General features: G+C 71.8%; 26 protein-coding genes and 1 tRNA gene. 13 read left to right on the plus strand and 14 right to left on the minus strand.

Annotated elements, in window-relative coordinates:
• The first annotated feature begins 514 nt into the window (after window positions 1-514).
• From ACFXMF_RS35030 to ACFXMF_RS35045, 4 genes are all read left to right on the plus strand, one after another.
• On the plus strand, window positions 515-808 hold the full coding sequence (locus tag ACFXMF_RS35030; protein ID WP_360311066.1) for a hypothetical protein: 294 nt from the start codon (window positions 515-517) through the stop codon (window positions 806-808).
• Between the two features lie 102 nt (window positions 809-910).
• Complete coding sequence (locus ACFXMF_RS35035) at window positions 911-1,363, plus strand: hypothetical protein (protein WP_360311068.1); 453 nt, start codon at window positions 911-913, stop codon at window positions 1,361-1,363.
• A 130-nt stretch (window positions 1,364-1,493) separates the two neighbouring features.
• On the plus strand, window positions 1,494-2,543 hold the full coding sequence (locus ACFXMF_RS35040; protein WP_360311070.1) for a 5'/3'-nucleotidase SurE: 1,050 nt from the start codon (window positions 1,494-1,496) through the stop codon (window positions 2,541-2,543).
• 85 nt (window positions 2,544-2,628) lie between these two features.
• Window positions 2,629-3,498: a spermidine synthase gene (locus ACFXMF_RS35045; protein ID WP_379989841.1), complete on the plus strand. Its 870-nt coding sequence runs from the start codon at window positions 2,629-2,631 to the stop codon at window positions 3,496-3,498.
• A gap of 42 nt (window positions 3,499-3,540) precedes the next feature.
• Here the strand turns inward: ACFXMF_RS35045 and ACFXMF_RS35050 are convergent, their stop codons facing one another.
• From ACFXMF_RS35050 to ACFXMF_RS35085, 8 genes are all read right to left on the minus strand, one after another.
• The gene (locus ACFXMF_RS35050; protein WP_360311074.1) at window positions 3,541-4,350 is read right to left on the minus strand and encodes an ABC transporter permease subunit; all 810 of its coding nucleotides are present in this window, start codon (window positions 4,348-4,350) and stop codon (window positions 3,541-3,543) included.
• Complete coding sequence (locus ACFXMF_RS35055) at window positions 4,331-5,245, minus strand: 2-aminoethylphosphonate ABC transporter permease subunit (protein ID WP_360311076.1); 915 nt, start codon at window positions 5,243-5,245, stop codon at window positions 4,331-4,333. The genes ACFXMF_RS35050 and ACFXMF_RS35055 overlap by 20 nt, the downstream gene beginning before the upstream one ends.
• Window positions 5,242-6,441, minus strand: a complete 1,200-nt coding sequence (locus ACFXMF_RS35060) for an ABC transporter ATP-binding protein (RefSeq protein WP_360311078.1) — start codon at window positions 6,439-6,441, stop codon at window positions 5,242-5,244. Before ACFXMF_RS35060 ends, ACFXMF_RS35055 begins: the two co-directional genes overlap by 4 nt.
• Window positions 6,442-6,496: 55 nt before the next feature.
• On the minus strand, window positions 6,497-7,585 hold the full coding sequence (locus ACFXMF_RS35065; protein WP_360311080.1) for a 2-aminoethylphosphonate ABC transporter substrate-binding protein: 1,089 nt from the start codon (window positions 7,583-7,585) through the stop codon (window positions 6,497-6,499).
• Between the two features lie 27 nt (window positions 7,586-7,612).
• Window positions 7,613-8,290, minus strand: coding sequence for a phosphonatase-like hydrolase (locus ACFXMF_RS35070; RefSeq protein WP_379989840.1), 678 nt, complete (start codon window positions 8,288-8,290; stop codon window positions 7,613-7,615).
• A gap of 51 nt (window positions 8,291-8,341) precedes the next feature.
• Window positions 8,342-9,466, minus strand: a complete 1,125-nt coding sequence (locus ACFXMF_RS35075; protein WP_379989839.1) for a TIGR03364 family FAD-dependent oxidoreductase — start codon at window positions 9,464-9,466, stop codon at window positions 8,342-8,344.
• 142 nt (window positions 9,467-9,608) lie between these two features.
• A complete protein-coding gene (locus tag ACFXMF_RS35080) occupies window positions 9,609-10,286 on the minus strand; it encodes a GntR family transcriptional regulator (RefSeq protein WP_379989843.1) in 678 nt (225 codons plus the stop codon).
• 87 nt (window positions 10,287-10,373) lie between these two features.
• Window positions 10,374-11,537, minus strand: a complete 1,164-nt coding sequence (locus ACFXMF_RS35085; protein WP_379989842.1) for a glycosyltransferase — start codon at window positions 11,535-11,537, stop codon at window positions 10,374-10,376.
• Window positions 11,538-11,707: 170 nt separating this feature from the next.
• Between ACFXMF_RS35085 and ACFXMF_RS35090 the strand changes: the two genes are divergently transcribed.
• From ACFXMF_RS35090 to ACFXMF_RS35105, 4 genes are all read left to right on the plus strand, one after another.
• Window positions 11,708-11,962 (plus strand): hypothetical protein, encoded by a 255-nt coding sequence (locus tag ACFXMF_RS35090; protein WP_360311086.1) that lies wholly within the window; start codon window positions 11,708-11,710, stop codon window positions 11,960-11,962.
• A 209-nt stretch (window positions 11,963-12,171) separates the two neighbouring features.
• A complete protein-coding gene (locus ACFXMF_RS35095) occupies window positions 12,172-13,080 on the plus strand; it encodes an LLM class F420-dependent oxidoreductase (protein ID WP_360311088.1) in 909 nt (302 codons plus the stop codon).
• On the plus strand, window positions 13,077-13,547 hold the full coding sequence (locus tag ACFXMF_RS35100; RefSeq protein WP_379989838.1) for an NIPSNAP family protein: 471 nt from the start codon (window positions 13,077-13,079) through the stop codon (window positions 13,545-13,547). The genes ACFXMF_RS35095 and ACFXMF_RS35100 overlap by 4 nt, the downstream gene beginning before the upstream one ends.
• Complete coding sequence (locus ACFXMF_RS35105; RefSeq protein ID WP_379989837.1) at window positions 13,544-14,104, plus strand: Dabb family protein; 561 nt, start codon at window positions 13,544-13,546, stop codon at window positions 14,102-14,104. Before ACFXMF_RS35100 ends, ACFXMF_RS35105 begins: the two co-directional genes overlap by 4 nt.
• Before the next feature lie 3 nt (window positions 14,105-14,107).
• Here ACFXMF_RS35105 and ACFXMF_RS35110 read toward each other — a convergent pair whose 3' ends face one another.
• Window positions 14,108-14,377 (minus strand): DUF397 domain-containing protein, encoded by a 270-nt coding sequence (locus tag ACFXMF_RS35110; protein ID WP_360311094.1) that lies wholly within the window; start codon window positions 14,375-14,377, stop codon window positions 14,108-14,110.
• A gap of 202 nt (window positions 14,378-14,579) precedes the next feature.
• On the opposite strand from ACFXMF_RS35110, the gene ACFXMF_RS35115 reads away from it, so the two are divergent.
• Window positions 14,580-15,017, plus strand: coding sequence for an ATP-binding protein (locus tag ACFXMF_RS35115; protein ID WP_360311096.1), 438 nt, complete (start codon window positions 14,580-14,582; stop codon window positions 15,015-15,017).
• 25 nt (window positions 15,018-15,042) lie between these two features.
• Here ACFXMF_RS35115 and ACFXMF_RS35120 read toward each other — a convergent pair whose 3' ends face one another.
• Window positions 15,043-18,576, minus strand: a complete 3,534-nt coding sequence (locus ACFXMF_RS35120) for an AAA family ATPase (RefSeq protein WP_379989835.1) — start codon at window positions 18,574-18,576, stop codon at window positions 15,043-15,045.
• Window positions 18,573-19,829, minus strand: a complete 1,257-nt coding sequence (locus ACFXMF_RS35125) for a DNA repair exonuclease (RefSeq protein ID WP_360311100.1) — start codon at window positions 19,827-19,829, stop codon at window positions 18,573-18,575. The genes ACFXMF_RS35120 and ACFXMF_RS35125 overlap by 4 nt, the downstream gene beginning before the upstream one ends.
• A 195-nt stretch (window positions 19,830-20,024) precedes the next feature.
• On the opposite strand from ACFXMF_RS35125, the gene ACFXMF_RS35130 reads away from it, so the two are divergent.
• Both ACFXMF_RS35130 and ACFXMF_RS35135 read left to right on the plus strand, forming a co-directional pair.
• Window positions 20,025-20,372, plus strand: coding sequence for a hypothetical protein (locus tag ACFXMF_RS35130; RefSeq protein WP_360311102.1), 348 nt, complete (start codon window positions 20,025-20,027; stop codon window positions 20,370-20,372).
• Window positions 20,373-20,394: 22 nt separating this feature from the next.
• Window positions 20,395-20,466, plus strand: a tRNA-Val gene (locus ACFXMF_RS35135).
• 4 nt (window positions 20,467-20,470) lie between these two features.
• Here the strand turns inward: ACFXMF_RS35135 and ACFXMF_RS35140 are convergent.
• The 3 genes from ACFXMF_RS35140 to ACFXMF_RS35150 form a co-directional block, all read right to left on the minus strand.
• A complete protein-coding gene (locus ACFXMF_RS35140; RefSeq protein WP_360311104.1) occupies window positions 20,471-21,019 on the minus strand; it encodes a transglycosylase family protein in 549 nt (182 codons plus the stop codon).
• A gap of 153 nt (window positions 21,020-21,172) precedes the next feature.
• A complete protein-coding gene (locus ACFXMF_RS35145; protein WP_360311106.1) occupies window positions 21,173-21,472 on the minus strand; it encodes a hypothetical protein in 300 nt (99 codons plus the stop codon).
• Between the two features lie 173 nt (window positions 21,473-21,645).
• On the minus strand, window positions 21,646-22,224 hold the full coding sequence (locus ACFXMF_RS35150; protein ID WP_360311108.1) for a GNAT family N-acetyltransferase: 579 nt from the start codon (window positions 22,222-22,224) through the stop codon (window positions 21,646-21,648).
• Window positions 22,225-22,422: 198 nt separating this feature from the next.
• On the opposite strand from ACFXMF_RS35150, the gene ACFXMF_RS35155 reads away from it, so the two are divergent.
• Together ACFXMF_RS35155 and ACFXMF_RS35160 are read left to right on the plus strand one after the other, a co-directional pair.
• The gene (locus ACFXMF_RS35155) at window positions 22,423-24,555 is read left to right on the plus strand and encodes a bifunctional glycosyltransferase 87/phosphatase PAP2 family protein (protein WP_360311110.1); all 2,133 of its coding nucleotides are present in this window, start codon (window positions 22,423-22,425) and stop codon (window positions 24,553-24,555) included.
• A 126-nt stretch (window positions 24,556-24,681) separates the two neighbouring features.
• Window positions 24,682-25,113, plus strand: coding sequence for an ATP-binding protein (locus tag ACFXMF_RS35160; protein ID WP_360311112.1), 432 nt, complete (start codon window positions 24,682-24,684; stop codon window positions 25,111-25,113).
• Window positions 25,114-25,169: the final 56 nt, after the last annotated feature.

Here is a 25,169-nt window from a genome sequence, read left to right on the forward strand (position 1 = left end):
GCGGCTTCGCTTTCCTCGCTTTCGGCTTCCACCGCGTTTCCGCGCTTTCCGCCTTCCGGACTCTAGCAGATCCTGCGACCCGCTTTTCGTCCGTTGCTTTCCGCCTTCGAAACTCTCGTTTCCTCGGCTTCCGGCTCTTCGAGCTTACCAGGTCTTTCGACCCGCTTCGCTCACCGCTTCGGCTTCGGAAATTTGTTCTTCCCGCTGCTTTCTGCGACGCCCCGAACATTAGCGGATCGCATTTCCCACCGTCTAATCGGCAGTAATTTGCGTTCCGGCAATCCGCAGGGACTCCCGAGCACAGGACGACGTGTGTGATGCGCATGCGCACCACACCCGGTTCAAGTGATCGGAATGGCCACCCCGGGACCAGCCAGCGCGGGCGCCTAGGCTCGCATCTGTCTCAGGTCTCCCTGTCGGGCAACTTGGAGGACCCTACCGGGGCCGGGGGCCGACTGCAAACCGGCGCCCACGGGCTCCGTTTCGGGTGTTCGAGTCCGAGCAGACTCCCGGCATGGTGACCTCTACCGCACGGCGAGTGAACCCGATCGCGACGGTCGTCAGCGTCGTCGCCGCAGGGATCGCAGTCGTCATCCTGCTGCACATCATTCTGTTCGTCTTCGAAGCCAATCCCGCCAACGGCGCGGTGGAGACCATCGCCGACTGGGCGGATTGGCTGACCCGGTGGGCGAGGGATCTCTTCACCCCCGACAACGTCAAGGCACGGGTCGCGGTGAACCAGGGGCTGGCCGCGGTGGTCTACCTGGCCGCCGGTGCGCTGATCTCGCGGCTGGTCGGCCGAGTCTGATCACGAGCGCAGTCGGCTCGATACTTCCGTACGGTGGCGGCGCATCAGTCGTAATGATTGGTGTGGAGTACCGAACTGCACCGCCGCCGACCGGAGGGCCCCATGTCCCTGCTCACCCCGGACAGCCTGGGCGATCTCCTGGGCTTGTTCGATTTCGGGAACGGGTGTGTCACCCGAGTACAGATCGACGACCCGTTCAGCCCGGGTGGGGCGACCGCGCGGGTGCTGGTCGATGCCCGGGACCGGGAACACGGCTGGCCGTGGATTCCGGTCGAGTTCACCCTTACGGGGCTTCGCGACTACCGGGTCGAACACGGCAAGGGTTTCTCCGGAATGCTCTATTTCGACCCGGTGCTGTCGCGTTTCACCGATGAGACGTACGGCGACCTCTTCTATCTGGACTTCGATCCGGTCGACGGGCCCGGGGCGTACGAACCCGTCGACGCCGGCGATGTCGTCGGACGCTCCCAGTGTTTCTTCGCCGCCGAGAGTTGCTCGTGGCGTGCTCTGCCGCCTACGGAGAGTCCCCGACTCAGGCTCATCGGTAACGCTTAGGTCTCAAACCTTTTACTCACTAGGTTTAGCTTCTACGTTCACTCGCACCTGAATCGGCCGCGAGTGTCGACGTCGTGGACACGCGACGGTCGATTCCTCCGTATTCGCCACGAAGTCGAGTCGAGGAAACATGAAGCTTCAGCGAAAGCGCTTCGTCGCCCTGCCCGCCGCCCTCGGCGCGGGCGCCCTGCTCCTGGCCCTGACCGGGAGTGCCGACGCGGCGCCCGGTCACGGCGACCACCGACCGTCCGTCGCCGGGATGCGCATCCTGCTGAGCAACGACGACTCGATGCAGAACGCCAAGCCCGACGGCGCCGACGGGCGGGGCGTCTACGAGGTACGGCGGGCGCTGTGTGCCGCCGGGGCGGATGTCGTGGTGATGGCGCCGTGGCAGTACATGAGCGGCTTCGGTACCGCGGCCACCGGCAGCGGCGCGCTCACCGTGTCCAAGCGCACCGCGCTGCCGACCGGCTTCGAGGGCGACTGTGCCCAGGCCCCGAGCAAGGGAGCCGTCTTCGGCGTCTGCAAGGGCAATGCCCCGTGCGGCCCGACGACCCCGAGCGCCACCCCCGTGGACACCGTGCGGCTCGCCCTGCGCGGCGGACTCGCCGCCAAGGTCGGCTGGCGCAACGGTCCCGACCTGGTGCTCACCGGCATCAACTCCGGGCCCAACGTCGCCTCGGTCACCAACGACTCGGGCACCCTGGGCGCCGCGATCGCCGCGATCGAGAACGGCAAGCCGGCCATCGCACTCAGCGGCGGCTTCGACATGGAGACGTTCAAGGTGACTCCGGCCACCTACCGGGCGTTCGCCGACTTCCTGCCCTCGTACGTGGCGCAGCTCAAGGACCGCAAGGCGCTGTCTGACGAGTACGTCATCAACATCAACCACCCCAACGTGGTGCCCGGGAAGCAGCCGGGTCGGCCGGTGTGGACCGAGATCGGCACCGAGACCGTGGTCGCGATCGCGTATTCGGCCGCCCCCGACGGTGACACCTTCGCGATCGGTCAGGGCGACTGCGCGGAGCCCGGCACCTTCTGCCGTCCGGAGACCAAGCGGCACGCCGACTGGACCGAGCTGAACAAGGGGAACATCACCGTCTCCGCGGCGACCGGCGACCGCACCCTGCGCGGCGGCGCGGACGACAAGCTGGAGCGCTTCGTCAAGACCGGCCGCTGATCCTTGCCGGGAGTGCGCGGACCGTCTCGATCCGGCCGGATCGGGGCGGTCCGCGTCGCGCGTCGACCGGCTCGATACTGGTCGGATGGCAGACAAGCAGCGTCGACGCGGGCGCGCGCCCGAGCCGGTCCGCGCCGAGGTGGGTTCCGGCAGTGTCGAGTTGGAGCCCGATCCGGATCGGGCCGGGGCATGGACGCTGCGCCTGCACGGGTCGCCGCAGTCGCATGTGGATCTGGGCGACCCGACCTGGTTGGAGTTCGAGTACGTGCGTCGGCTCGGCCACCTGGTCGACCTGATCGCCGACGCCGGCAAGCCGCTGCGGGCCTTCCACCTCGGTGGCGGTGGGCTCACCCTGGCCCGCTATGTGGCGGCCACCCGGCCTCGGTCGCGACAGCAGGTGGCCGAGTTGGACGCGGAGTTGGTGGAGTTCGTCCGGCGGGAACTGCCGTGGGACAAGAACTGGCAGATCCGGGTACGCGCCGGCGATGCCCGCGAGATCGCGGGCAAGGCGCCGGACGCGGCGTTCGATCTCGCCGTGGTCGACGTGTTCGCCGATTCCCGCGTGCCCGCGCATCTGACGTCGGCCGAGTTCGTCGGCGAGGTGGCCCGGACGCTTGCTCCCGGTGGGGTGTACGCGGTGAATCTGGCCGACGGGGGCCGGCTCGACTTCGTCCGGTCGCAGGTGGCGACGGTGCGCTCGGTGTTCCCGAATCTGCTGCTGATCGCCGACCCCGCGGTGTTGCGCGGACGGCGGTTCGGCAATGTGCTGGTGGTCGCCTCGCACGGCGAGCTGCCGGTCGCCGCGCTGGCGCGGCGCACGGCCGCCGACCCGTTCCCGGGTCGGGTCGAGCACGGCTCCGCGTTGGCCGACTTCCCCGGCGGGGCGGCCGTGGTGCACGACGCCACGGCGGTCGCGTCGCCGGCCCCGCCCGCCCGGACCTTCGGCCGGAACTGAACCGACGCGCACCGACGCACCACACGGCGAGTCGACGCACCGCTACCGCCGCCGCTTGCGCTCCTCCACCCGGCCCTTGAGCAGGCCGACGATCGTCAGCACGACCAGCGTCGCGACCAGCAGCACCACCGTGACCGCGGACCCGAGCAGCACCTTGCCCCGGTCGGTCAGGGTGAAGACCGAAACCGGCAGCGTCCGCCACTCGGCCGGGTAGACCATGATCGTCGCGCCGACCTCGCCCATCGACAGGGCGATCGCCAGGCTCGCCGCCGCCGTGATCGACGGCAGCAACATCGGCAGCCGTACCCGCAGCAGCACCCGGGCGGCGCTCGCACCGAGCGAGGCGGCCACGTCCGCGAAGGCCGCGTCGGTCCGGTCGAGTCCGGCCGACACCGTCGAGTAGGCGAACGTCACCACCAGCACCGCGTGGGCCGCGATCACGATCCACTTGGTGCCGTTGAGCAGGATCGGGCCGTCGCTGAAGGCCACCAGCATGCCGAGCCCGACCACCACCGACGGCACCGCGACCGGCAGGTGGAAGACCGCGTCGGTGAGCCGGCGAAGCCAACGCGGCGCGGTCCGGGCGGCGATCGCCGCCCAGGTGCCGACCACGATCGCGATCAGCGACGCGCCCAGCGCGGTCTCGATGCTGACCACGAGGCTGTCGTGGTTGGTGCCCGCCGTGGCCTCGCGGATGTTCTCGCTCGTCCAGGACGCGGGCAGCACGCTGTTCCAGTCGCCGGCGAACGCGGCGATGCCCAGGATCGCCAGCGGAGCGAGCACGAGAGGGGCGAAAACGAGTGCGAAAAGCGCCCAGACGAGGGCACGTCCGCTACGCGACCAGACCAGCACGGCCGGCTCCTGTCCGGGAGAAGACGAATCGGTAGACCGCGTAGAGCGTGAGCGACAGCGCGACCTCGACCACCGCGACCACACACGCGCCCGGGTAGTCGAAGGTGACCGCGCCCTTGGCGTGCACGAGCATCGGCAGCGTGGTGACGTCCTTGGCGCCGATGAACAGCACGATGCCGAACTCGTTGAGGGTGAGCAGCAGGGTCAGGCTGCCGCCGGCCGCGAGGGCGGGCCACGCCTCGGGCAACAGCACCTGACCGATCACCCGCAGCGGCCCCGCGCCGAGCGAGGCCGCCACGTCGAGCCGGTCCCGGGGGACCAACGCGAACGCGGCGAGCAGCGGGCGCATCACGAACGGCGTGTAGAAGGTGATCTCGGCCAACACCACGCACCACGGCGAGTACAGGAAGCCGACCAGCGGCTCGCCCAGGCCGAGCTTGTCCGCCGCCGCGTTGACCACGCCCGCCGTGCCGTACAGGAAGGTGAAGGCCAGCGCGATCAGGAAGGACGGGAAGGCGAGCACGGTGTCCACGATCCGACCGACCGCACGGGCGCCGGGAAACGGGACGAAGGACAACACCAGGGCCAGGAAGAAGCCGACCACCAGGCAGCCGAGCGTGGACAGTACGGCGATCTTGACCGTGTTCCACAGCGCGTCGCCGAACGAGGGCGAGTTCAGCACGTCGCGCCATACGTCCAGGCCGACCCGCTCGTTCTTGTCGACGAAGGACTGCTTGACCACGAGGGCGAGCGGATAGAGGAAGAATCCGGCGGCGAGCACGAGCGGCGGGAGCACCCACAACGCCCGGGACGCCCCGCCGCGGGCCTTGCTCGCGCGCGCCGGAGCCAAAATCGACTCGGCCGCGCTCGTCGGCTCGGTCAGGGTCGCGCTCATCCGGCCGCTCCCGCCGGGACCAGGACGCACGGTTCGGCGGGCAGCGCCACGCCGAGTCGCTCGCCCAGCGCCGGGACGTCGGCCAGGTCGGTCACATCGATCCGGATCTCCCGACCGGCGCGACCCGACTGCTCCGACCGCCCGGACTCGTCCGACTCGTCCGCCGGACCCGCCGCGCCGTCCAGCACACAGGTCAGCCGGTAGTCGGCGCCGCGCCACTGGGTCGCGGTGAGCGTCGCGGGCAACGTGTTCGGGTGGTCGACCGCGGTCACCCCCAGGGTGTGCGGGCGGGCCACCAACAGCGCCCGCTCGCCCTCGGCGAACGCGCGGGTGGGATCGGCGGTCACGGTCAGCCCGCCCACCGCGACCTCGACCGCGTCGTCCCCGGCCGTGCACGCCGCGAGCAGCCGCGCGCCGAACAGGTTGGCCGCACCCAGGAAGGACGCGGTGAACTCGCTGGGCGGGCGTCGATACAGCCGATCCGTGGCGTCCAGGTCGACCAACCGCGCGTCCCGCATCACCGCGATGCGATCCGCGAGCGCGAGCGCCTCGGTCTGGTCGTGCGTCACGTACATGATCGCCACGTCCGGCAGGTCGGCGCGCAGCCGCTGCAACTCGCCGAGCAGGTCGGCGCGCAGCGTCGCGTCCAGCGCGGACAGCGGTTCGTCGAGCAGCAGTACGGGCGGCCGGATGGCCAACGCCCGGGCGATCGCCACCCGTTGCTGCTGCCCGCCGGACAACTCGCGGGGGTGGCGCCGGGCGTAGCTCGCCATGCCCACCATGTCCAGCGCCTCGGTGACCCGGCGGGCCACCTCGGCGCGCGGTATCCGGCGGGCCTTGAGGCCGAACGCGACGTTGTCCGCGACCCGCATGTGCGGGAACAGCGCGTAGTTCTGCACGACGACGCCGATTCCGCGCTTGTTCGGCGGTTCGTACGTCACGTCGCGACCGGCCAGGGTGATCCGCCCACCGGCGGGTCGGAGGAAACCCGCGACCGCCTTGAGCGCCGTGGACTTGCCCGAGCCGGACGGGCCCAGCAGGGCGACCGTCTCGCCTCGGGCGACCTCCAGGCTCAGTCCTTCCAGGGCCACGACGGATCCGTATCGGACCGTCAGATCCTGGATGCCGATCGCCGGCGGGGTCGGCGCTGCGCTCACGGTGATCGCCTCGGTGCGCTCGATGGCTGGTGCGGTCATGCGGGTTCCCTCCCTGTCCGCGGTCATCTCGGGGTGTGGGTGGACCTCGGTCGGGTCAGCGACCGACGGCCTTGTTGTACGCGGCCAGGTCGGCGTCCAGGTCCTTGAGGACCGTGTCCCACTCCGGCGCCCAGATCTCGACGCCCTCCAGGGCCTTGGTGATCTCGGCGGCGTTGGCGTCGGTCGGCTTGACGTCCTCGCGGGCGGGCAGGCCGAGCGCCTCGGCGGAGACCGAGGTCTGCGCCTCCGGGGAGAGCAGGTAGTCCATCAGCTTGCGACCGGCGTCGGCGTGCGGGGCGCCCGAGGACAGACCCATGAAGTAGGGCAACGCGAACGTCGACGCCTTGCCCGCGTCGTCGGCCGGGAACCAGACCTTGAAGTTGGACTTGTCGTTGTGGATGGACGCCAGGTTCATCTGGAGGTCGCCGTTGGCCACGGTGAGTTCGCCCTTGCCGACCTTGGGCTGGAGCTTGCCGGTGGAGGAGGACGGGCCAACGTTGTTCGATTCGAGCCGCTTGAGGTAGTCGAGCGCGCCCTGCTTGCCGTACAGGTGCTGGAGCTGGATCAGCACGGCGGTGCCGTCCCCGGCCTGGCCCGGCGTCGAGTACTGGAGCTTGGACTTGAACCGGCCGTCGGTCAGTTCCTGGAACTTGGTCGGCGCGGGCTTGGCCTGGTCGGGGTTGTAGATCCAGGACGCGTAGTTGTTGACCACGGCCACGTAGCGGCCCTGCGCGTCCTTGGAGGTCGCGGGCACCTGGTCGGCGCCGGCCGGCGCGTACGCGGTGAGCAGGTTCGCCTGGGCCGCGCGCTGGATGAACGGCGGCAGCGTGATCGCCACGTCGGCCTGCGGGTTGCCCTTCTCCTTCTCCATCCGGGTGACCACCTCGCCGGAGCCGGACTCGACCAGGTTGACCTTGATCCCGGTCTTCTTCTCGAAGTCCGCGAAGCGCTTGGTGTACCAGTCGGCGAGCCCGTCCACGGAGTAGACGGTCACGCTGCCCGAGCCCTTGGCCGGGGCGCTGCCGGGGGCGGCGTTCGCGGCGGGCCTGGTGTCGTCCGAACCGCTCCCGCCGGTCCCGCCGCAGGCGCTCGCGCTGAGCACGACCACGGTGGCGGCGGCGGTGAGGCCGAGAATGCGTCGCATGGGAAATCGCCCTTTCGAAAAGACGAATCAGCCCTGGAGCAGGGCGGGAAGTTCACGGATGGAGCCGAGTACGTGGGTGGCACCGGCCGCTTCGAGCGCGGTGCGGTCGTGGGCGCCGGTGAGCACACCGGCGGCGATACGGGCGCCGGAGCGCAGGCCGGTGAGCACGTCGAACGCGGTGTCGCCGACCACGGCGACCGCGCGCAGGTCCTCGACGCCCAGCCGCAGCACCGCGGTGAGCACCATGTCCGGGTACGGCCGGCCGCGCCCGGCGTCGGCCGGGCACAGGGTCAGGTCGGCCAGGTCGGTCCAGCCGAGCGCGGTCAGGATCGCGTCCTGGGTGGGCCTGCCGAAGCCGGTGGTGAGGGCGACCTCGACGCCCGCCGCACGCAGTGCGCGGATGGCCTCCTCGGCGCCGTCGATCGGCGCGCAGCGGCCCTGGGCCACCAGGTCGGCATAGGCGCTCTCGAACGCGAGGTTGGCGGCCTGCGCGCGTTCCTCGTCGCCGTCGAGCAGGGCCCGGAAGACGGTGATCTTGCTCTCGCCCATGGTGGCGTGGACGTAGCCGAGCTTGTCCTCGAAGTCGGCGGAGCCGGCCTCGACTCCGGCCGCGCCGATCGCCCGGGTGAACGCCTCGACGACGAGGCCGTCGTCGGCGACGGTGGTGCCGGCCATGTCCAGGACGGCGAGTTGATAGTGCGTCATGAGTAGTGCTCCGGTTGGGCTTTCGGCGACGGGCGGGGGAAGCGGGAGGGCTTAGAGACCGGCGAGCCGCGCGGTCTGTTCGGCAATGGCGGGCGAGCAGGTCATCCCGCGTCCGCCGGGGCCGGTCACCAGCCAGGTCGCCGGGGCGACCTGCTCGCGGTGCACGACGCGGGTGGTGTCGGTGGTCTGCGCGTACACCCCGGCCCAGCGACGGCGAACGGCCGGCAGCGGGCGACCGAGCAGCGCTTCGGCGACCTGGGCCAGGTGCTCGTAGGGCGCGGAGTCCACGTCGAAGGTGAACGGCTCGTCGTATTCGTGGGTGTCACCGATGGTCAGGCCGCCGTCCAGGCGCTGGACCATCAGCAGCTGCATGCGGTGTTCGGTGGGCACCGGCGCCTGCGGACGGGCGCTCCTCAGCGCCTCCAGCGCGGTGCCGGCGTAGGCCGGGTAGTAGCGGAAGCTGTCCCCGTCGGCGACCGAGGTGGTCAGTGGCTCGTCGAGCGGGTCGGTCTGCATCATCTGCAGCCGCACCCGGCGCACCGGCAGCTCGGGGGCCAGCTCGCGCACCAGGCCGGTCAGCCAGGCGCCGGTGCACAGCAGCACCAGGTCGCCCTCGTGCACGTGTCCGTGGTCGTCGCGCACGCCGGTGCCGCTCGGCAGCAGGTCGCGCACCTCGCGGCCGGGCAGCCAGGTGTAGCGACCGCTCGCCGCGAGGTGCGTACGCAGTGCGGGCAGCGCGACCCGGGATTCGACCGCGCCGTCCCGCTCACACCACAGCGCCGCGTCGAAGGTGCCGCGCAGCGCCGGGTTGTGCGCCCGGGCCTCGCCCGGGGTGAGCAGCTTCAGGCCGCGCTCGGTGGCGTCGGGCAGGGCGAGGGCCGCCTCGGCCACCGCGACCTCCTCGGCGCCTCGGCACACGGTGAGCGAACCGTTGGGCCGAAAGCCGGTGCCGGGCACGTCGGCGCCGATGCGTTCCCACAGTTCGCGGGCCCGGAGCGCGGTGTCCAGTTCGTCGCCACCGGCCCGGCCGCCGATCCACACCAGGCCGAAGTTGCGTACCGAAGCACCGCGCGCCTCGCGCTCGCGCTCGATGTGCACAACCTCGTGACCTCGATCGATGGCCTGCCAGGCGTGCATGGTGCCCAGCACGCCACCTCCGACGACGATGACTCGCACCGGCTTCCTCCACGTACTCGGGGGTGAATGCGACCAGCTTGGGAGTGGTCGATGCCGAGCATGCGGAGGCGGTATGTCGCCCGGGTGAACAGTCCGTTAAGGTCCGAACCTGTTATCTTTCCGTTATCTAAGCGGGCCGGGCCTACGCCCGCAGGCGGGTGGCGAATCCCATCCGGTCCCCCCGGAACAGCGCCCGGACCCGCTCGATGGGCACCCCCTCCGGGTCGTAGGACGTGCGCATCACCAGCAACATCGGCAGCGCCGGGTTGGTCTCCAGGAGCAGTGCCTCGCGCGGCGCGGCCAGCACGGTCTCCACCGTCTCCTCTATCTCCGCGAACACCACGCCCAGATCCTTTTGCAGGCACTGGTAGAGCGAGCCCTCCGGGCGCAGCACGTCCAGCAGGGTGGGAAAGCGGTCCAGCGGCAGATAGGTGCTCTCCAGGCCGATCGGTTCGTCGTCGGCGAGCAGCACCCGCTCCAGGTGCACGGTCAGGTCGCCGGTCCGCAGCCGCAGCCGGTCGGCCAGGTCGGGCTGCGCGACGTGGTGTTCCAGGGTGACCACGCGACGCCCGGGGGTCAGTCCCATCGAGCGCACCGCCTCGGTGTAGCTGCCGAGGCTGACCGGCTGCATCAGCTTGGGCGGCGCGACGTAGGTGCCCCGACCGCGGGCGGAGCGCAGTCTGCCCTCCATCACCAACTCGCCGATCGCCGATCGCAGGGTGCTGCGGGCGACCCCGTAGGTCGCGGCGAGCTCGCGTTCGGAGGGCAACAACGCGTCCTCCCCCAACTCGTCCATGAGTTGGAGCAGGCTCATCTTCACCGTGTACGACTTGGGGACGCGGCCGTGTTCGGGGACGCCGTCGCGATAGGGACGGGCGGTGGAGTCTGGGCTGGGCACGAACGGAGCCTATTCGGCCGGCGCCGGGTACGTGCGACCCTTCCACGCCGCCCCGCGCCCCCGAGCGTGCCGCAGCGCCGAATGCACCGTCATGCCCAGGTACAACAGGGCCGCGAACGGCAGCAACACCGCCGCCGCGGCGGGTTGTCGGTAATAACGCACCATGGGCAGATAGGTCGCGGTCATCAGCGCCCACACCGCGAGCCCGACCAGCGCGAGCGGGCCGTTCGCGCCGACGATCCCGGCGAACAACGCGACGGGTGCCGCCAGATAGACCAGGGCCAGGCCCGGCACGGTGCCCGCGAGCAACAGCCAGGAGTGCCGCAACTGGGCGAACGCGCTGCGCGCGACCATGTTCCACAGATCGGCCAGTGCCGGATAGGGCCGCACACTGTCCACGTGCTGCTCGGGGTCCGCGAGCACGAGTCGGATCCGGCCGCCGGCGCGCTTGACCGCGGTACCCAGCGACACGTCGTCGATCACCGCGTCCCGGATCGCCGCCACGCCGCCGGCCCGCTCCAGCGCGGTGCGCCGCACCAGCACACAACCGCCGGCGGCGGCCGCGACCCGTGAGCCCGGCCGGTTGACCCGGCGAAACGGGAAGAGTTTGCCGAAGAAGTACACGAAGGCGGGCACGATCAACTTCTCCCACCGGGTGTGGGTGCGCAGCCGGGCCATCACCGACAGCAGGTCGAGCCGGTCCCGCTCGGCCTCGCCGACCAGGCGGGCGAGCGAATCGGGCGCGTGCGCGATGTCCGCGTCGGTGAACAGGATCCAGTCCACCTCGCCGACCGATGCGACGCCGTGCCGCAGCGCCCACAACTTGCCGGTCCAGCCCGCGGGCGGATCGCCGGGCGAGGTCACGCTCAGGGGCACCCGGCCGGCCGTACCCAGCCGCCGGGCCAGCTCGCCGGTCCCGTCGGTGCTGCCGTCGTCGACCAGGAGCACCGCGGCCCGGCCGGGAAAGTCCTGCGCGAGCAGCGTGGGCAGGCTCTCGCCGAGCACCTCGGCCTCGTCCCGGGCGGGCACGATCACCGCCACCGACACGGTGTCGGCCACCGGCCCGGCCGAGGCCGCGAGGCGCACGTCGGTGCGCCAGAACCAGCCGTGGCACAGCGTCAGATAGAGCCACACGAGACCGGAAACGGCGGTGATCCACCACAGGACGTCCACACCGAAAGCCTGCCGGCTCGGCCGCGCCACTCGGGCGCTCCTTCCGGGTGAAGTCCGCGCGCGAACGGAGTCCTTGTCTCAAGAGCGTGCTCGCGCGGCCCGATATCGGGTACGGGACCCGTTCTCGAAGGTTGAGTCAACTACCCATCGGCAGAAGGGCGGTGCCCGTCATGGGCGACGCGACGACGAGGACCCAGGAGCATGTTCGCGGCGGGGCCACCCGCTGGCAGGGATTCGAGATCGGCACCCGGGTGCAGGTCCAGGTGGGTCTGAGTACCGGCCACATCGGCGAGGTGTGCGAGGTGTTCGCGGACGCGCATCGGCCGCCGTTGTCCCCGTACCAGTGGTACATGGTGCGCTTCGCCGACGGTCTGCGCCCGCTGTATCGCCACGACGAACTCGTCGAGCTCGCCCAGGGCGGGTAGCCGGGCCGCCCCACCGGTCTCCGCCCCTGCCGCTGCCCACCCGAACCGCGTGCGCCCGCGCCCCGATGGCGGGCGCACGCGGCATGCAGGGACCGAACACCGAGGTCAAGCGCCCTTCGGCCGCGTGTCCAACGACACCGTCGGTCGGGTCTTGCGCTCGCACGCCCGTCGCGGCAGGGTGCGGACACGGGATCTGAAAGGGCGTCAGAATGACGATCAAGCTGGGCGTGATGGCGCCCTTCGCGGACGGTCTGATCACCTCGGGCGGCTTCCTGCGCGACTTCGCCGGGACGCTGGAGGAGTGCGGCGTCGAATCCGTCTGGACCGTCGAACACGTCGTGGTCGCCGAGGACTACGAACCCCTGTACCCGTACTCGGATTCCGGGCGCACCCCCAGCGCCGCCGGCGTCGTGCCGATGCCCGACCCGCTGGAGACCATCGCCTTCCTGGCGGGCGCGTCGCGCACGTTGCGATTCGGCACCGCGATGGTGGTCGCCCCGCTGCACAGCCCGGTGGTGCTGGCCAAGCGGGTCGCCACCATCGACCGACACTCCGCCGGCCGATTGATGTTGGGTCTGGGCATCGGCTGGCAGAAGGAGGAGTACGCCGCGGTCGGCGCGACCTTCGGCGAGCGCGGCGCCCGCCTGGAGGAGTGCGTCGGCGCGATGCGCGCGTTGTGGGCCGACGCGCCGGCCACCTTCCGCGGTCGGTTCACCGACTTCGAGCGGGTGCACTGCCTGCCGCAGCCCGAGCGTGGCGCGGTACCGGTGATCCTGGGCGGCAACAGCGAGCCCGCCGTGCGCCGGGCGGGGCGGATCGGCGACGGTTGGTTCCCGTACACGATCACCGCCGAAGACTTCGAGGCCCGCGCCCAATTGTTGCGCGCGTCGACGCTCTCGGCCGGTCGGGCCGAGCACGCGGTCGAGATCACCGCGTGGCCCGGCTCGTGCGACCGGGAGCGCCAGCACGACCCGAACTGGGTGCGCCGGTTCACCGAGGCGGGCGCGAGCCGCCTGGTGTTCGCGCCCAACCCGGCCGAACTGGCGGGGCCGGGTGGGCTGGACACGTTGCGCGAGCGGATCGCGCAGTACCGCGAACGAGTGCTGGAAAAGTTGTGAGCAGCATCGACCCGGCCGCCGACTCCGCCGTCGAGACGGTCGACATCCTCGACCAGGTCACCCTGACGAACGATCAGGTGGCGTGGTGGCTGCGCCAGTTCCATGATCGTTACCTGCCCGGCGCGCAGCGGCGCGGGATGCGACTGGAGCGGGTCTGGCGCTCGCCGGCGGGCCGCGAGGCGACCACCGTGCACATCCTGTGGGTGTTGCCCGGGATCCGGGCCTTCTACGCGATGCGCGGTGCCGCCGCGGCCGATCCGGACGTCGCGGCGTTCTGGGCGGCCACCGACGGCTACGCGTTGCACCGGCAACGTCGGGCGTTGCAACCGGCGATGCCCCCCTCCGGGGACGGCCCGGATCCCGGGGCGGCGGATCCGACCGCGGCCGGAACGACCGGGACGCCTCCCACCGCCGCGGTCCCCGCCGAGGCGGACCGCGCCGTACACCGCACCGGAGCGCACGCATGACACGTTGGGTGGTACTCGCCCCGACCATGCCCGAGCCCGGACTCGGCGCGGTGCGCTCGGCCGGACCGGATCTGCCGGGCAGCGTCGGCGGGCACGGCTTCTCCTGGGATCTCGACGCCGACGCGGCTCCCGAACTGCCCACCGGGGCCGAGGCGGTCGCGTTGCGCCCGGTGCGGGCCGCCTTCGTGCCGCTGGACGGTCCCCGGATCAAGCGCACGCTGCTGTTGACCGTGCGTACCGGCACATCCGCCGACGTGCTCGCGGAGTTCGAGTCGGACCTGCTGGGGATGCCGGAGCACATCGCGACGATTCGTTCGTGGGCGCTGTCCCGGGTGGCCGAACGGGCCGGGCCGGCGTCGCCGTGGACGCATGTATGGGAGCAGGAATACGCCACGGTCGAGGGGCTGACCGGCGAGTATCTGTTGAATCCGTACCACTGGGCGCATGTGGACCGCTGGTTCGACGGCGAGGTACCCGGGTCGATCGTCGAACCGGGTCTGGCCCACGTCTTCCGCCGCAGCGAGCCGCCGGTGCTCACCGCCGATGATGCTGACTGACCGTCAACTCCGGGCCCCGACAAGGGCAACCAACAGGTGCGTCCACTCTCGATCGGCGAATCGCAGGACCGCGCAGGCACGTTGCTTGGAATCGCGGACCGCCACCTCGCGCGGACACCGATTCGCCACCTCGACGCAGTTCCCCTGCACGCTGCTGTAGGAGCTTCGCCGCCACGTCGGTGCGTGGGTTTCCTGCAACAAGGTCGCCATCGGCCCGTCACCCCTGACTAGTCGAGGCCACGCCGACGGACGAGCAGAACCCGCTTCCTCCATGTGAGGGCCAGGGGCATCGCCCGATCGGGTGAACCGTGTACACGCGGACACCGAAGTGGCGGCGAGAGTTGCACCACCGGGTTTCGTGGAGCATCCTACCGAGCACCCTCACTTTACGCGCTTACAAGATCACTTAAAGCGACGGGACGGGGCGGGGCCGCTTGCGGGGGCAAACGCAGCCCACGCAACAGGAGGTAGCTGCATGACCACCCTGGCCGATCCGGAAGTGGCGGATGCAGAGGACGAGGTCAGCCCGACCATCACGCTGCCGGCGATGCCCGCCTGCGTGTCCGCCGTGCGGGAGCATGTCCGCGTGGCACTGACGGTCTGGGACCTCGACTCGTTGTCCGACATCGCCGTACTTCTCGCCTCCGAACTGGCGACCAACGCCGTACGCCACGCGGGCCTGGGACGCCCGTTCAGCGTCGTGGTCCGCCGAGATCGCGCCCCCGACGGCGCCGCCTGCGTCTGGATCGAGGTGCACGACACGGACACCCGGACGCCACAGGTGGTCGAGGCCGGCGACGACGACACCACCGGTCGCGGCCTGCTGCTGGTCGAATCGCTCTCGGACGGCTGGGAGTCGGTCCCCGAACCCGGTGGCAAGTGTGTGCGCTTCCGACTCGCGATGACCGCCTGACCCCGCGCCCGGCAGGCCCGCCCGCTCACCCCGCCGCCGGCTCGCCCGTCACCGATCGGGCCGCGTAGACCGGCAGTTCGTGCACGTGGGCGCGGCCCGGCGCGAGCGTGTCCACGGCCAGCCGACCCAGGTGCGGGTGGTGGGTGAACAGCACCACCTGGAACCGGTCGGCCATCGCGTCCAGCACCGCGAGCATCGCCCGGGTCCGCCCGTCGTCGAAGGTCATCGCGATGTCGTCGAGCACGATCGGCATCGCCCGGCCGGCATCCGCGTACGCGTCCAACGAGGCCAGCCGCAGCGCCAGATACAGCTGATCGCGGGTGCCCTCGCTCATCTCGTCCACGCCGACCGACCCGGCCGCGAAAGCGCTGCCGACGGCGTCCGCCGCGGCCGACGAGGAGCCGCCGGCGCGGCGCGCGCGCAACACCGGGGCACCCTTGCGGCCGTCGGTCTCCACGAGCAGCCGATCGAAACGGCCCGCGGTGAGTGCGGTGAAGACCTCCTCCGCGCGGGCCAGCACCGGGGCCTGGTTCTGTTTGCGGTAGTCCTCCATGCAACGCAGCAGCACCTCGCGGGCCAGCCGCAACCGGACGAACTCCTCGGTGTCCTCGGCGATCGCCGCCACCGTGCCGGCCGCCTCCTCCTGCGCCCGGGCGGCGGCCGTCGACTCGCGTTCCATCTCCAGCAGGATCTGCCGGCGCCGACCCAGCGTCTCGCCCGCCGCCGCGTAGGCGGTCTCGGCCTCCTCGACACGACGCGCGGCGTCCTCGATCTCCACGTCGAGTTCCTCGCCCGCGTGCCGCGCGACCTCCTGTTCGACCTCCGGTGTCAGCAACTCGCGATGCTCGGCGAGGGCCCGCTCGATCTCGCGCAGCCGGGCCGATCGCCCCACCGCGCGGCGCAGTTCGTCGGCGTCGGCGGTGCCGGCCGCGGCGACCAGCGCGGCGAGTTCGCCCGCGATCTGCTCGATGGCCGCGCGCCCGGCCGCCACCGCGAGCTCCAGCCGGGCGATGCGCTCGGCGATCCGATCGCCGGCATCCTCGGCGCCGCGGGCCGCGGTCAGCTCCTCGTGCAACGCGCGCACCGCCGCGAACGCCGGCCGACCGCCGTCCGCACCGGGCACCGGGCGTCCGCAGGCGGCGAACACCTCGGCCACGCGCGCGTCGAACCCGGCCACCCGCTCGGCCGCGCGACCCCGGCGCTGGTCCGCCTCGGCCGCGTGGCCGACCGCCGCCGCGACGCCGGCCAGGGTGCCCACCGCGGCGGCGACCGTGTCGGGGTCGCCCTCGGGCAGGTCCAGGCCGTGCACCAGGTCGTGCCAGCGCCGCTCCCACGCGGCGCGCTCGTCCCGGGCCCGGTCCGACTCCGCGCCCGCCTCGGCGAGTTCGGCCTCTGCCTCGCGCACGGCCGCCAGCGCGCTCTCGCGCACCCGCGCCGCGTCGGCGAGCGCGTCGCGGCGGGCGTCGGCCTGTTCGATCAGCGCGGCCAGCGTGCCCGTCGTGGTCGGTGCGCCGGATTCGGCCAGCGCGGTACGAAACGCGGTCACCAACTCGGCGGCGCGCTCGCGACCGGCGGCCAGCCTGGCCCGCGCCGTGCGCGCCTCGACCTCGACCCGGGCCAGCTCCCGGATCGCGTCCAGCAACGCGGCGGCGTCGTGCGGGTCGGGCGCGGGCAACCCGCCGGCCGCCCAGGTCCGCACCCAGCCCGCCGCCAGTTCGTCCCGACGCGCACTCGCCTCCTGCCGCCGCTCGGCCAGCCGGGCCAGCGTGCGTTCGTCGTGTTCCAGGTCCACCTGGAGCCGGCCGCGCCGAACCGCGTCCTCGGCCCGGCGGGCGATCCGCTCGGCGATCTCGTCGGCGGCCCCGACCGCCTGCTCGAACGCGTCGATCCGGTCGTCGGTCAGCGGCGGGCTCGCGCAGATCTGCGTCCACAACCGATCGCGCTCGGCACGGGCGGCGGCCCAGTCCGCAGGCGTGGGCGGCGGATCGGCCAGGGCCGACACGGCCCATTCGCGGCGCCGCTCGTCGTGCTCGGCCACCGCCGCGTCCTGCGCCCTGGTGATCGTGTGCAGTTCGTCCAGGGCCCGGGCGAGCTGCTCCACGTGCTCGGCGACCCGCTCCCGGCCGGGCAGCTTCAACCGCGCCGCGTGGTCGTCGGCGAACAGGGCCGGATCGTGCAGATCGTGCCGGGCGCGCAGATCGGCCGCTTCGTGTTCCAGCTCGGCCACCCGCTGCTCGTCCCGGACGACGTCCTCGACCAGGCTGCCCGGCACGGCCCGACGCAGCGCGCGCAACGCGGCCGGGTCGCCGGGCTCGGGGATCAGGTCACAGGCCGCGCGGGCCGCGTCCAGCCGGGCCCGACGATGCGCGACCTGCTCGGCGGCGCCGGCGAGCCGGGCCTCGCACATCTTGAGCCGATCGCGCAGCTCGGTCACCCGTTCGCCGACGCCGGCCGGCACGTCGTACGCGGTGGGATCGTCGAGGGCTCGATCCGGGCGCACCCGGGCCAGCAGGTCGGCGGCGCCGGCCCGAGCCGCCGACGCCTCGGCATCGGCCTCGGCGGCCAGGTCCACCGCGTCGCGAACGGCCGCGACGTCCGCGTGCAACGCGTCCACCTCGGCGGCATGCGCCGACAGCTCCCGGTCCACCACCACCTCGGCCGATTCGAGCCGGGCCTCGGCCAGGTCCCGGGCGAGCCGGTCACCCTCCGCCGCCACCTCGCGGGCACGTTCGTCCAGGGCGGCGAGTCGGGCCGCGAGGTCGGCGGCGACCGGCGGGCCCTCGGCCAGCAACTCGGCCCGCTCGGCGGCCAGCGCACCGTGCCGGGCCAGCACCGGAAGCGCCTGCCGGATGCGATCCAGCCGGTTCGCCGCGGCCCGCGCGTCGCTGCGATCGCGGCCGAGCCGGTCCCGCTCCTCCTCGGCGCGCCGAGCCTCCTTGACCGCCTCGCCGAACTCCGAGGGGGCCAGGCCGTCGTCCTGGACCCGCTTGCGCAGCCTGCCCAACTCGGTCAGCCCGGCGTTGATCCGCTGGTTCTTCCCGCGCGTCTTGTACAGCGCGTCGGCGCGCTCCTCCAGGCGGGTCAGCACTTCGCCGAGCCGGGCCGAAGAGCGCGACTCGAACAGGGCCCGCCCGATGTCGCCCTCGCCGCGCAGCAGTTCGACCCCGCCCTCGCGCAGGCCGGCGTGGTCCAGCGCGAACACGTGCCGGAAGTCGTCCCGGCTCACGCCCGCGAGCACCCGGGTCAGCTCGGTCTCGGCGAGCACCGTGCCGTCCGCGCGGGTGAGCGGGTTCTTGTCCCGCTTGTGCCGCACCACGTCCAGCACGCCGCCGTGCTCGTCGCGCACCAGCGCGCCGAGCCTGAGGTCGCGCATCGCGTGCACGAAGTCGTACGAGGTCTGCCGGTCCATCCCGTACAGGAGTTGGTCCAGGGCGTGGCGCACAGTGGACTTGCCGGCCTCGTTCGGGCCGCAGATCACATGCACGCCCGGTGCGCCCAGCTCGATGTGCCGGTCGGTGAAGCAGCCGAACGCGAACAGGTCGAGTCGGTCGATTCTCATCCGGACTCCCCGTCGGTCCCGGTGACCAGCGCGGTGAGCAGGTCGACCGCCTGGTCGAAGATGTCCGCGCGCCAGGTCGGGTCCGCGGGCGCGATGCCCTCCTCGGCCACCTTGGGGTCGAGGGTGCGCAGCCCCGGCACGGCCCGGACCAGGTGTTCCAGCGCGGTGGGGTCGGCGCGCAGTGCCTTGGCGGTGCGCGCCAGGTCCTCCACCAGCGTGGGCAACTCGACGCCGGCGTCGCCCAGATCGCGGTGCCGGGTCTCCAGCCGGATCTTTTCCAGCCACACCCCGGAGAACTCGGCGGCCAGGGCGCGGGTCTCGAAGACGAACCGGCGTTCGTCCCGCCACAGCGCCTCGTGCGCGTCGCTGGCGCCGACGATCGCCACCCGCGCGGCCAACAACCGGTCGCCGGCCGCGGCCCGTGCGTCGGCCAGGTGCCGACGGACCGAGTCCAGCACGTCCTCGACCCCGGTCGCCCCGGTGGCGTCCACCTCCAGCCGGGCCCAGCGCACCACGTCGAGGTCGCGGTGCTCGATCACGGCCCGCCCCCGGTCGCCGTCGACGGTGATCAGCGTCGCGCCCTTGGGCCCGGTCTCCCGGGCGTGCCGGCCCTGCGTGTTGCCCGGGAAGACGATCCACGGCTCGGCCTCGTGCACCACCGCGCGCGTGTGCACATGGCCGAGCGCCCAGTAGTCGTAGCCGCGGGCGACCAGGTCGCCGACGCTGCACGGGGCGTAGTTCGCGTGCCCGTCCGCGCCGGTCAGCGCGGTGTGCAGCAGTCCGACGTTGAACATCCCACCGCGCGGCGCCGGGTAGCTCACCGCGAGGTTGTCGGTCACGTCCCGGACCGCGAAGCCCTGGCCGTGCACGGCCAGGCCGAGATCCTCGAACGCGACGGTCTCCGCACGCGCGGTGGAGAACCGGTGCACGTTGGCGGGCAGTCGCAGTTCGCGGGTGATCCGACTGTCCGCGTCGTGGTTGCCCGCGACCAGCAGGACCGGGATCCCGGCCTCGGCCAGGCGACGCATCTGCACGGTGAAGAACAGACCCGTGTGGTAGTCCTTCCAGTCGCCGTCGTAGATGTCGCCCGCGAGCAACACCGCGTCGACTTCCTCGGCCAGGGCCAGGTCCACCAGGTTGACCACCGCGTCGCGGGCCGCGCCGCGAATGCGGGTCGCGGGCGCTCCCTCGTAGCCGGAGAGCCCCCGCAGCGGGCTGTCGATGTGCAGATCGGCGGCGTGCAGCAGCTTCATCGAGCGGGGCGCCTCCGGTCGGCGGTCACACGGGCAGCCCAGGATAGGCACACGGCACCGACAGGGCGGGAGTTCGGGCCGATCCGGCCGGGGGTGGGGCTGGCCCCACCCCTGATCCGCCAGGCACCTACCTGGTTCGCCGGGGGTCGTCGGGCCAGGCTGGAGGAAACGCTGCACAGCCGTCCTGGAGTCACCGTGACAGTTCGCCGTACCGACCGGAGCCGGCCGGTCCCGGCCGCGCTCGCCGCCTGCGCGGTCTGCGCGGTGGCCGGGGCGGTCCTGTGTCTGGCGGCCGCCCGTCGGGACGGATTCTCGGCCGACCTGGACGTGGTCGGGCTGCTGCGCCGGCCCGCGCCGACGCTCACCCTGGTGCTCGGCGTCTGCGGTCTGCTGGTGGCGCTGCACACTCGTCCCGGCGGCGGAAAATCGGTTGAACCGCAGCGGCGTTCGGCGGCACTGTGGAGCCTTCGCCGAAGGGCGGAACGCACGAGCGGGCCGCCCCGTCACGGGGAGGGGGCGACCCACTCGCGCACTACTGGTTAGGATGTGCACGAAACCTACGCAGGCTCGCGTAGCTCAGCGGGAGAGCGCCTCGTTCACACCGAGGAAGTCACTGGTTCGATCCCAGTCGTGAGCACCGATCATCCGATGATCCGCATCAATCGAGGGCCGCTCCTACGAGCGGCCTTCGGCACGTCCAGGACGGTGCCGGGCAGGAGTCGGTCCGGATCCGGGCCGATCACGTCGCTGTTCGCCGCGTACAACGCCTGCCAGCCGCCGATCACGCCCAGGTCGCGCGCGATCGAGGACAGGGTGTCGCCCTCCTGGACCGTGTAGGTCGCCCCGAGCAGCCCGACCTGTCGGGCGCACTGCGGCCACGCCTCCCAGCCCTGCAGCCGCAGGATCTCCTCGGCGACGGTGATCTGCTCCCGGCGGGTGGCCCGATCCGGGCGCGTGGCGTACTCCTGCCCGCCCGCCTCGTCCCAGGTGCTCGGCAGGATCTGCAGCCCGCCGTAGTAGCCGTTCCCGGTGTTCAGGTCCCAGCGACCGCTGCTCTCGCAGTCGGCGATCCGGTCCCAGACGCGGTCCTCGACCGCCGCGGCGGGTGCGGCCGGCAACACGACCAGGCCGGCACCCACGACGCCGGCGAGCAGTAGCAGGACGGACGATCCGATCATCAGCTTGGCCATGCCAGCCGACAGTAGGCAGTGAACGCCCGGAAACGGCCGACCCGACCCGGGGCCGGCCGAGGAATCACCCGAGTGCCGCAACGCGGGCAGCCACGCGCCCGGCACGACCGGCACCGGGCCCGACGGCGGGCACCGTCGGATCCGCAAGCCGTCCTAGCCGAGGTCCGGCAGCAGGTCCGAGGGGATGTCCAGGCCCGAGGGGAGCAGTCCGGACGGCAGCCCCGAGGGCAGGCCCGGTTGTTGGGGCGCCCGGGTCGTGGGGGTCTTGCCCGGGCTGTCGTCGCCGTCGTCCCCGCGGGCGATCAGGATGATCGCGGTCACCACGGCCGCCACCACCACGAGCGCGATCACCAGCGTGATCAACGGGTTGCCGCGCCGGCCGCCGCGCTGGGTGGGCGGGGGCGGCTGCCCGGGTCGTTGCGAATGGGGCGGTGGCGGTTCGTGGTGCGACACGGCTTCGAATCCCCCGATCGACCGGTGCCGGGGCCGAAATATCCCCGAACACCCATGCTGTCACGATCGCGACGCCCCGGCGGGGATCCACCGAAGTCCGGCCCGAGAGCACATCGAATCGAGGGGAATCCCGAATCGACCCGGCGCGCCGCAGCGGCCGGCACCGGTTTCGGTCAGCACAGGTCCTTGGTCAGCAACTCGAACTCCAGGTCGTCGCGCAGCGGCCGGCCGAACCGTTCGTTGCCATAGGGGAACGGCGTCGACACGCCGGTTCGGGCGAAGCCGCGCCGCTCGTACCAGGCGATCAACTCCTCGCGCTGGCGGATGACGGTCATCTGCATGCGCTTGCCGTCCCACCGCCGCACCGCGACCCGCTCGGCCTCGGCCAGCAACGACCGGCCCAGGCCGCCGCCTTGCCGGCCCGGTCGGATCGCGAACATCCCGAAGTAGACGACCGAGTCCGCGCGGCGCTCCAACTGACAACAACCGAGCAGCGCGCCCTCGCGCTCGGCGATCCACATCACACTGTCGGCCCCCTCGACCACCGCCGCGACGCCGTCGACGTCGGTGCGTTGCCCCTCCAGGAGGTGCGCCTCGGTGGTCCAGCCCCGCCGACTCTCGTCTCCGCGATAGGCGGACTCGATCAGCTCCACCAGGGCAGGGATGTCGGTTGATCCGGCCTGACGAAAGGAGACCGGGATGAGCCCCTCGGGGGACTCGTGCGTCCGCGTCGTCGCGTCCTGCGGCACCATTGTTGTTTCTCGCCCCTCGTCGATTCGGCGATGTGTTCCATGCCGTCCCCGAGCGTACGGCGCGGGTCCGGCGAGGACCCCTCCGCTTTCGGTCACGCCCGGGCGGTGACAAGGTGTCCGGAGCGTGGCAACCGGATGGCCTCGCCAGGGATCGAGGACCATCGGGCGACAAGACACGGAAAACGGGAGAAGTCGCACATGGTGAGGGCAGGCGTTCGCCGGCTGCTGGACATACGACGGACCAGGCTCTCCCTGGCCCTGGTGGGTCTGTGGCTGCTCGCCGCATGCGTCGCCGTCCGACAGGCCAACGAGGTACTCGACCGACCCCAGGACCGCAGGCTGCCGGAGTTGGACGCCTGGCTCGGCCCCGAGGGTGTCCTGCACCTGCCCGGCTCGCTGTACGACACCGACTCGCGCGGCACCACGTTCAGCGGCACACCGTTCGCCGGCTGGGTGCTGCGTCCGCTCACCAACGCGGCGGAGAACGCGTTGGGCGTCGCGTGGACGATCGTGACGCTGCTGATAGTGGTCGCCATCGGCGTGCTGGTCGCGTACGCCCTGCCGGCGTTTCGCACGCGTCGCGCGCGGCTGCTCGCGGCCCCGCTGATCATCAGCCTCCTGGTGATGTCGCTGCCGGTTCGGGGCAACCTCTCGCTCGGTCAGATGAGCCTGCTCCCGGTGTTGCTCGTGCTGCCCGCGATGCTCAAACCCGCTCCGGGCAAGCTCGCCTCGATCGCCGCGGGTGTCGCCGCGGCGCTGCACCCGGCGATGTTGCTGTTCGCCGTGTACCTGTGGATGACCGGCAAACAGCGTGCCGCCGCGAACGCGACCGCCACCTTCCTGGCCTGCACCGCGCTGGCCTGGATCACCATGCCGCGCGACTCGTTCGCGTACTGGGTGCACCATGTCGCGGGCGCGGGTCTGGGCGGCGACGCCGACGCGTTGTCCAACCAGTCGCTGCACGGCCTGCTGCTGCGGATCGGGCTCTCCGGGCCGCTGGAGATCGCGCTCGTGGTGCTGCTGTCCGCGGCGGTGTTGTGGTTCGGCCTGCCGCGCGCGGTGGCCTACGCCAAGGACGGGCAGGCGCTGCTCGGCGTCGCGCTGGCCGGCTGTGTGATGGTCGCGGTGGCGCCGGTGTCCTGGCAGCACCAGCAGTTGTGGATCCTGCTCGCCGCCGCCGGTCGCCTGGGCGCCCGGCAGACCGACCGCATGGTGTGGCCGGTCGCGGTCTTCATGATCATGACGTTCGACAGCAAGACGCTGATCTGGGGCAAGTTGGCCGCCGTGCGGACGATCGCCGACAACGGGCCGCTGTTGCTCGCGATCGCCTCGGCGTGCGTGGTGCCGTTCATCACCCGGGCCTCGGACAAGTGGAACCCGCAGGCGATGCCGCAGGGAGCCACCGCGCAGAGCCGGTTCTCCTGGATCCCGGCGCTGCCGTTCGGCTGGCGTCCGCTGTCCCGGCCCAACCTGCTGCTCGAACTGCTGATGATCCGGGTCGGCTACCAGGTCTACTCGTTCATCCGGGCCTCGGTGCCCGATCAGCGCCGGGTCGCCGAGACGCACGGGCAGCAGATCATCGACCTGGAGAAGTTCCTGCACATCGACGTCGAGCACGCTCTGAACCACTTCGTGGCGAAGATCGGCTGGCTCGAGAACGGCATGAACTTCTTCTACGAGACGTTCCACTTCGTCGTGCCGCTGACCATCCTGGCGATCCTGTACATCCGCAAGCCCGCCGCGTACCGCTCGGCCCGCACCGTACTGAGCGTGGCCACGATCACCGGCCTGGTCGGCTTCTGGCTCTACCCGCTCGCGCCGCCGCGACTGATGCCCGGCTACGACTACATCGACACCGTGCACGGCGTGCAGGACCTGAACAATCCGAACTTCGGCGCGCTCACCAAGATCTCCAACCAGTACGCGGCGATGCCCTCGCTGCACGTGGGCTGGTCGTTGTGGTGCGGCCTGATGATCCTGGCCATCGCCCCCAAGGGCTGGCGCTGGCTGGGTCTGCTCTATCCGCTGTCCACCACGCTGGTGGTGATGGGCACCGCGAACCACTGGATCATGGACGCGGTCGGCGGCGCCGCCGTGGTCGGCCTCGGCTTCGCGGTCCAGTACCTGCTCACCGGGCGCTCGGCCTTCTCGGTGGAGCCGCCCGCGGTGCCGATCGCGGCCGGGGTCGGGGCCGGGTCCGCCGACGGGACCAACCCGGCGGTGCCGGCCCAGGTCGGCGAGTCGGTGGTGGTCACCCGTTCACCGGAGTCAAAGCGGGACGATTCCGATCCACGCGACGATCCCGACAAACAGCCGGTCAGTCACAAATAGTGACGGCACGCCTTGCCATTACCAATACTTTGCCAACTATGCCCGCAACTCGAAGGTGCTTCGAGCGGTAGTCACTGTGGTCGGTGCCGGAGGGGCCCGACCTTCAGCAACACCACGAGGAGCACCATGACGCACATCTCGCGCCGCGTAGCCCAGGCCGCACTGCTGATCGCCGCGGGCGCCGCGCCGATCATCGGCGCGTCGGCCGCGCACGCGGCGGACCTGCCCACGGGTGGCCTCGGCGCACTGACCCAGCCGGACGTCGGCGGCCTCGCCGACAAGCTCCCCGCGGCGTCCGAGAGTGCCGGCGACGCGGCGGGTGGAACGGCCTCGAAGACCCTCCCCGCGGCCACCAAGACCGCAGGTCAGACGGCCGGCACCACCGCCGTCAACGCGAACAGGACGCTCGGCGAGACCGCCGCCGCGGCCGCCCCCGCCGCCGGTCAGACGGTCGGCCAGACGGCCCCCGCCGCCGGTCAACTCACCGGTGGCGGGCTGCCCGCGGCGCCGTCCCTGCCCAGCACGTCCGCCCTCGGCGGTCTCCCGCTGGGCGGCTGATCGATCGGGTTGGAATCCCGGTGAAACCGGCGGGGCCGGTGCGGCGTGTCCATTGA

The organism is Embleya sp. NPDC059213, assembly GCF_042754445.1.
GTDB lineage: Bacteria > Actinomycetota > Actinomycetes > Streptomycetales > Streptomycetaceae > Embleya.

Excerpts from the sequence above, each read along its gene's own strand:
- ACFXMF_RS35030 (WP_360311066.1), top strand. The coding sequence starts at position 515 with ATGGTGACCTCTACCGCACGGCGAGTGAACCCGATCGCGACGGTCGTC.
- ACFXMF_RS35035 (WP_360311068.1), top strand. The coding sequence starts at position 911 with ATGTCCCTGCTCACCCCGGACAGCCTGGGCGATCTCCTGGGCTTGTTC.
- ACFXMF_RS35040 (WP_360311070.1), top strand. The coding sequence starts at position 1,494 with ATGAAGCTTCAGCGAAAGCGCTTCGTCGCCCTGCCCGCCGCCCTCGGC.
- ACFXMF_RS35045 (WP_379989841.1), top strand. The coding sequence starts at position 2,629 with ATGGCAGACAAGCAGCGTCGACGCGGGCGCGCGCCCGAGCCGGTCCGC.
- ACFXMF_RS35055 (WP_360311076.1), bottom strand. The coding sequence starts at position 5,245 with ATGAGCGCGACCCTGACCGAGCCGACGAGCGCGGCCGAGTCGATTTTG.
- ACFXMF_RS35060 (WP_360311078.1), bottom strand. The coding sequence starts at position 6,441 with ATGACCGCACCAGCCATCGAGCGCACCGAGGCGATCACCGTGAGCGCA.
- ACFXMF_RS35065 (WP_360311080.1), bottom strand. The coding sequence starts at position 7,585 with ATGCGACGCATTCTCGGCCTCACCGCCGCCGCCACCGTGGTCGTGCTC.
- ACFXMF_RS35070 (WP_379989840.1), bottom strand. The coding sequence starts at position 8,290 with ATGACGCACTATCAACTCGCCGTCCTGGACATGGCCGGCACCACCGTC.
- ACFXMF_RS35090 (WP_360311086.1), top strand. The coding sequence starts at position 11,708 with ATGGGCGACGCGACGACGAGGACCCAGGAGCATGTTCGCGGCGGGGCC.
- ACFXMF_RS35095 (WP_360311088.1), top strand. The coding sequence starts at position 12,172 with ATGACGATCAAGCTGGGCGTGATGGCGCCCTTCGCGGACGGTCTGATC.
- ACFXMF_RS35105 (WP_379989837.1), top strand. The coding sequence starts at position 13,544 with ATGACACGTTGGGTGGTACTCGCCCCGACCATGCCCGAGCCCGGACTC.
- ACFXMF_RS35110 (WP_360311094.1), bottom strand. The coding sequence starts at position 14,377 with ATGGAGGAAGCGGGTTCTGCTCGTCCGTCGGCGTGGCCTCGACTAGTC.
- ACFXMF_RS35115 (WP_360311096.1), top strand. The coding sequence starts at position 14,580 with ATGACCACCCTGGCCGATCCGGAAGTGGCGGATGCAGAGGACGAGGTC.
- ACFXMF_RS35120 (WP_379989835.1), bottom strand. The coding sequence starts at position 18,576 with ATGAGAATCGACCGACTCGACCTGTTCGCGTTCGGCTGCTTCACCGAC.
- ACFXMF_RS35125 (WP_360311100.1), bottom strand. The coding sequence starts at position 19,829 with ATGAAGCTGCTGCACGCCGCCGATCTGCACATCGACAGCCCGCTGCGG.
- ACFXMF_RS35140 (WP_360311104.1), bottom strand. The coding sequence starts at position 21,019 with ATGGCCAAGCTGATGATCGGATCGTCCGTCCTGCTACTGCTCGCCGGC.
- ACFXMF_RS35150 (WP_360311108.1), bottom strand. The coding sequence starts at position 22,224 with ATGGTGCCGCAGGACGCGACGACGCGGACGCACGAGTCCCCCGAGGGG.
- ACFXMF_RS35155 (WP_360311110.1), top strand. The coding sequence starts at position 22,423 with ATGGTGAGGGCAGGCGTTCGCCGGCTGCTGGACATACGACGGACCAGG.
- ACFXMF_RS35160 (WP_360311112.1), top strand. The coding sequence starts at position 24,682 with ATGACGCACATCTCGCGCCGCGTAGCCCAGGCCGCACTGCTGATCGCC.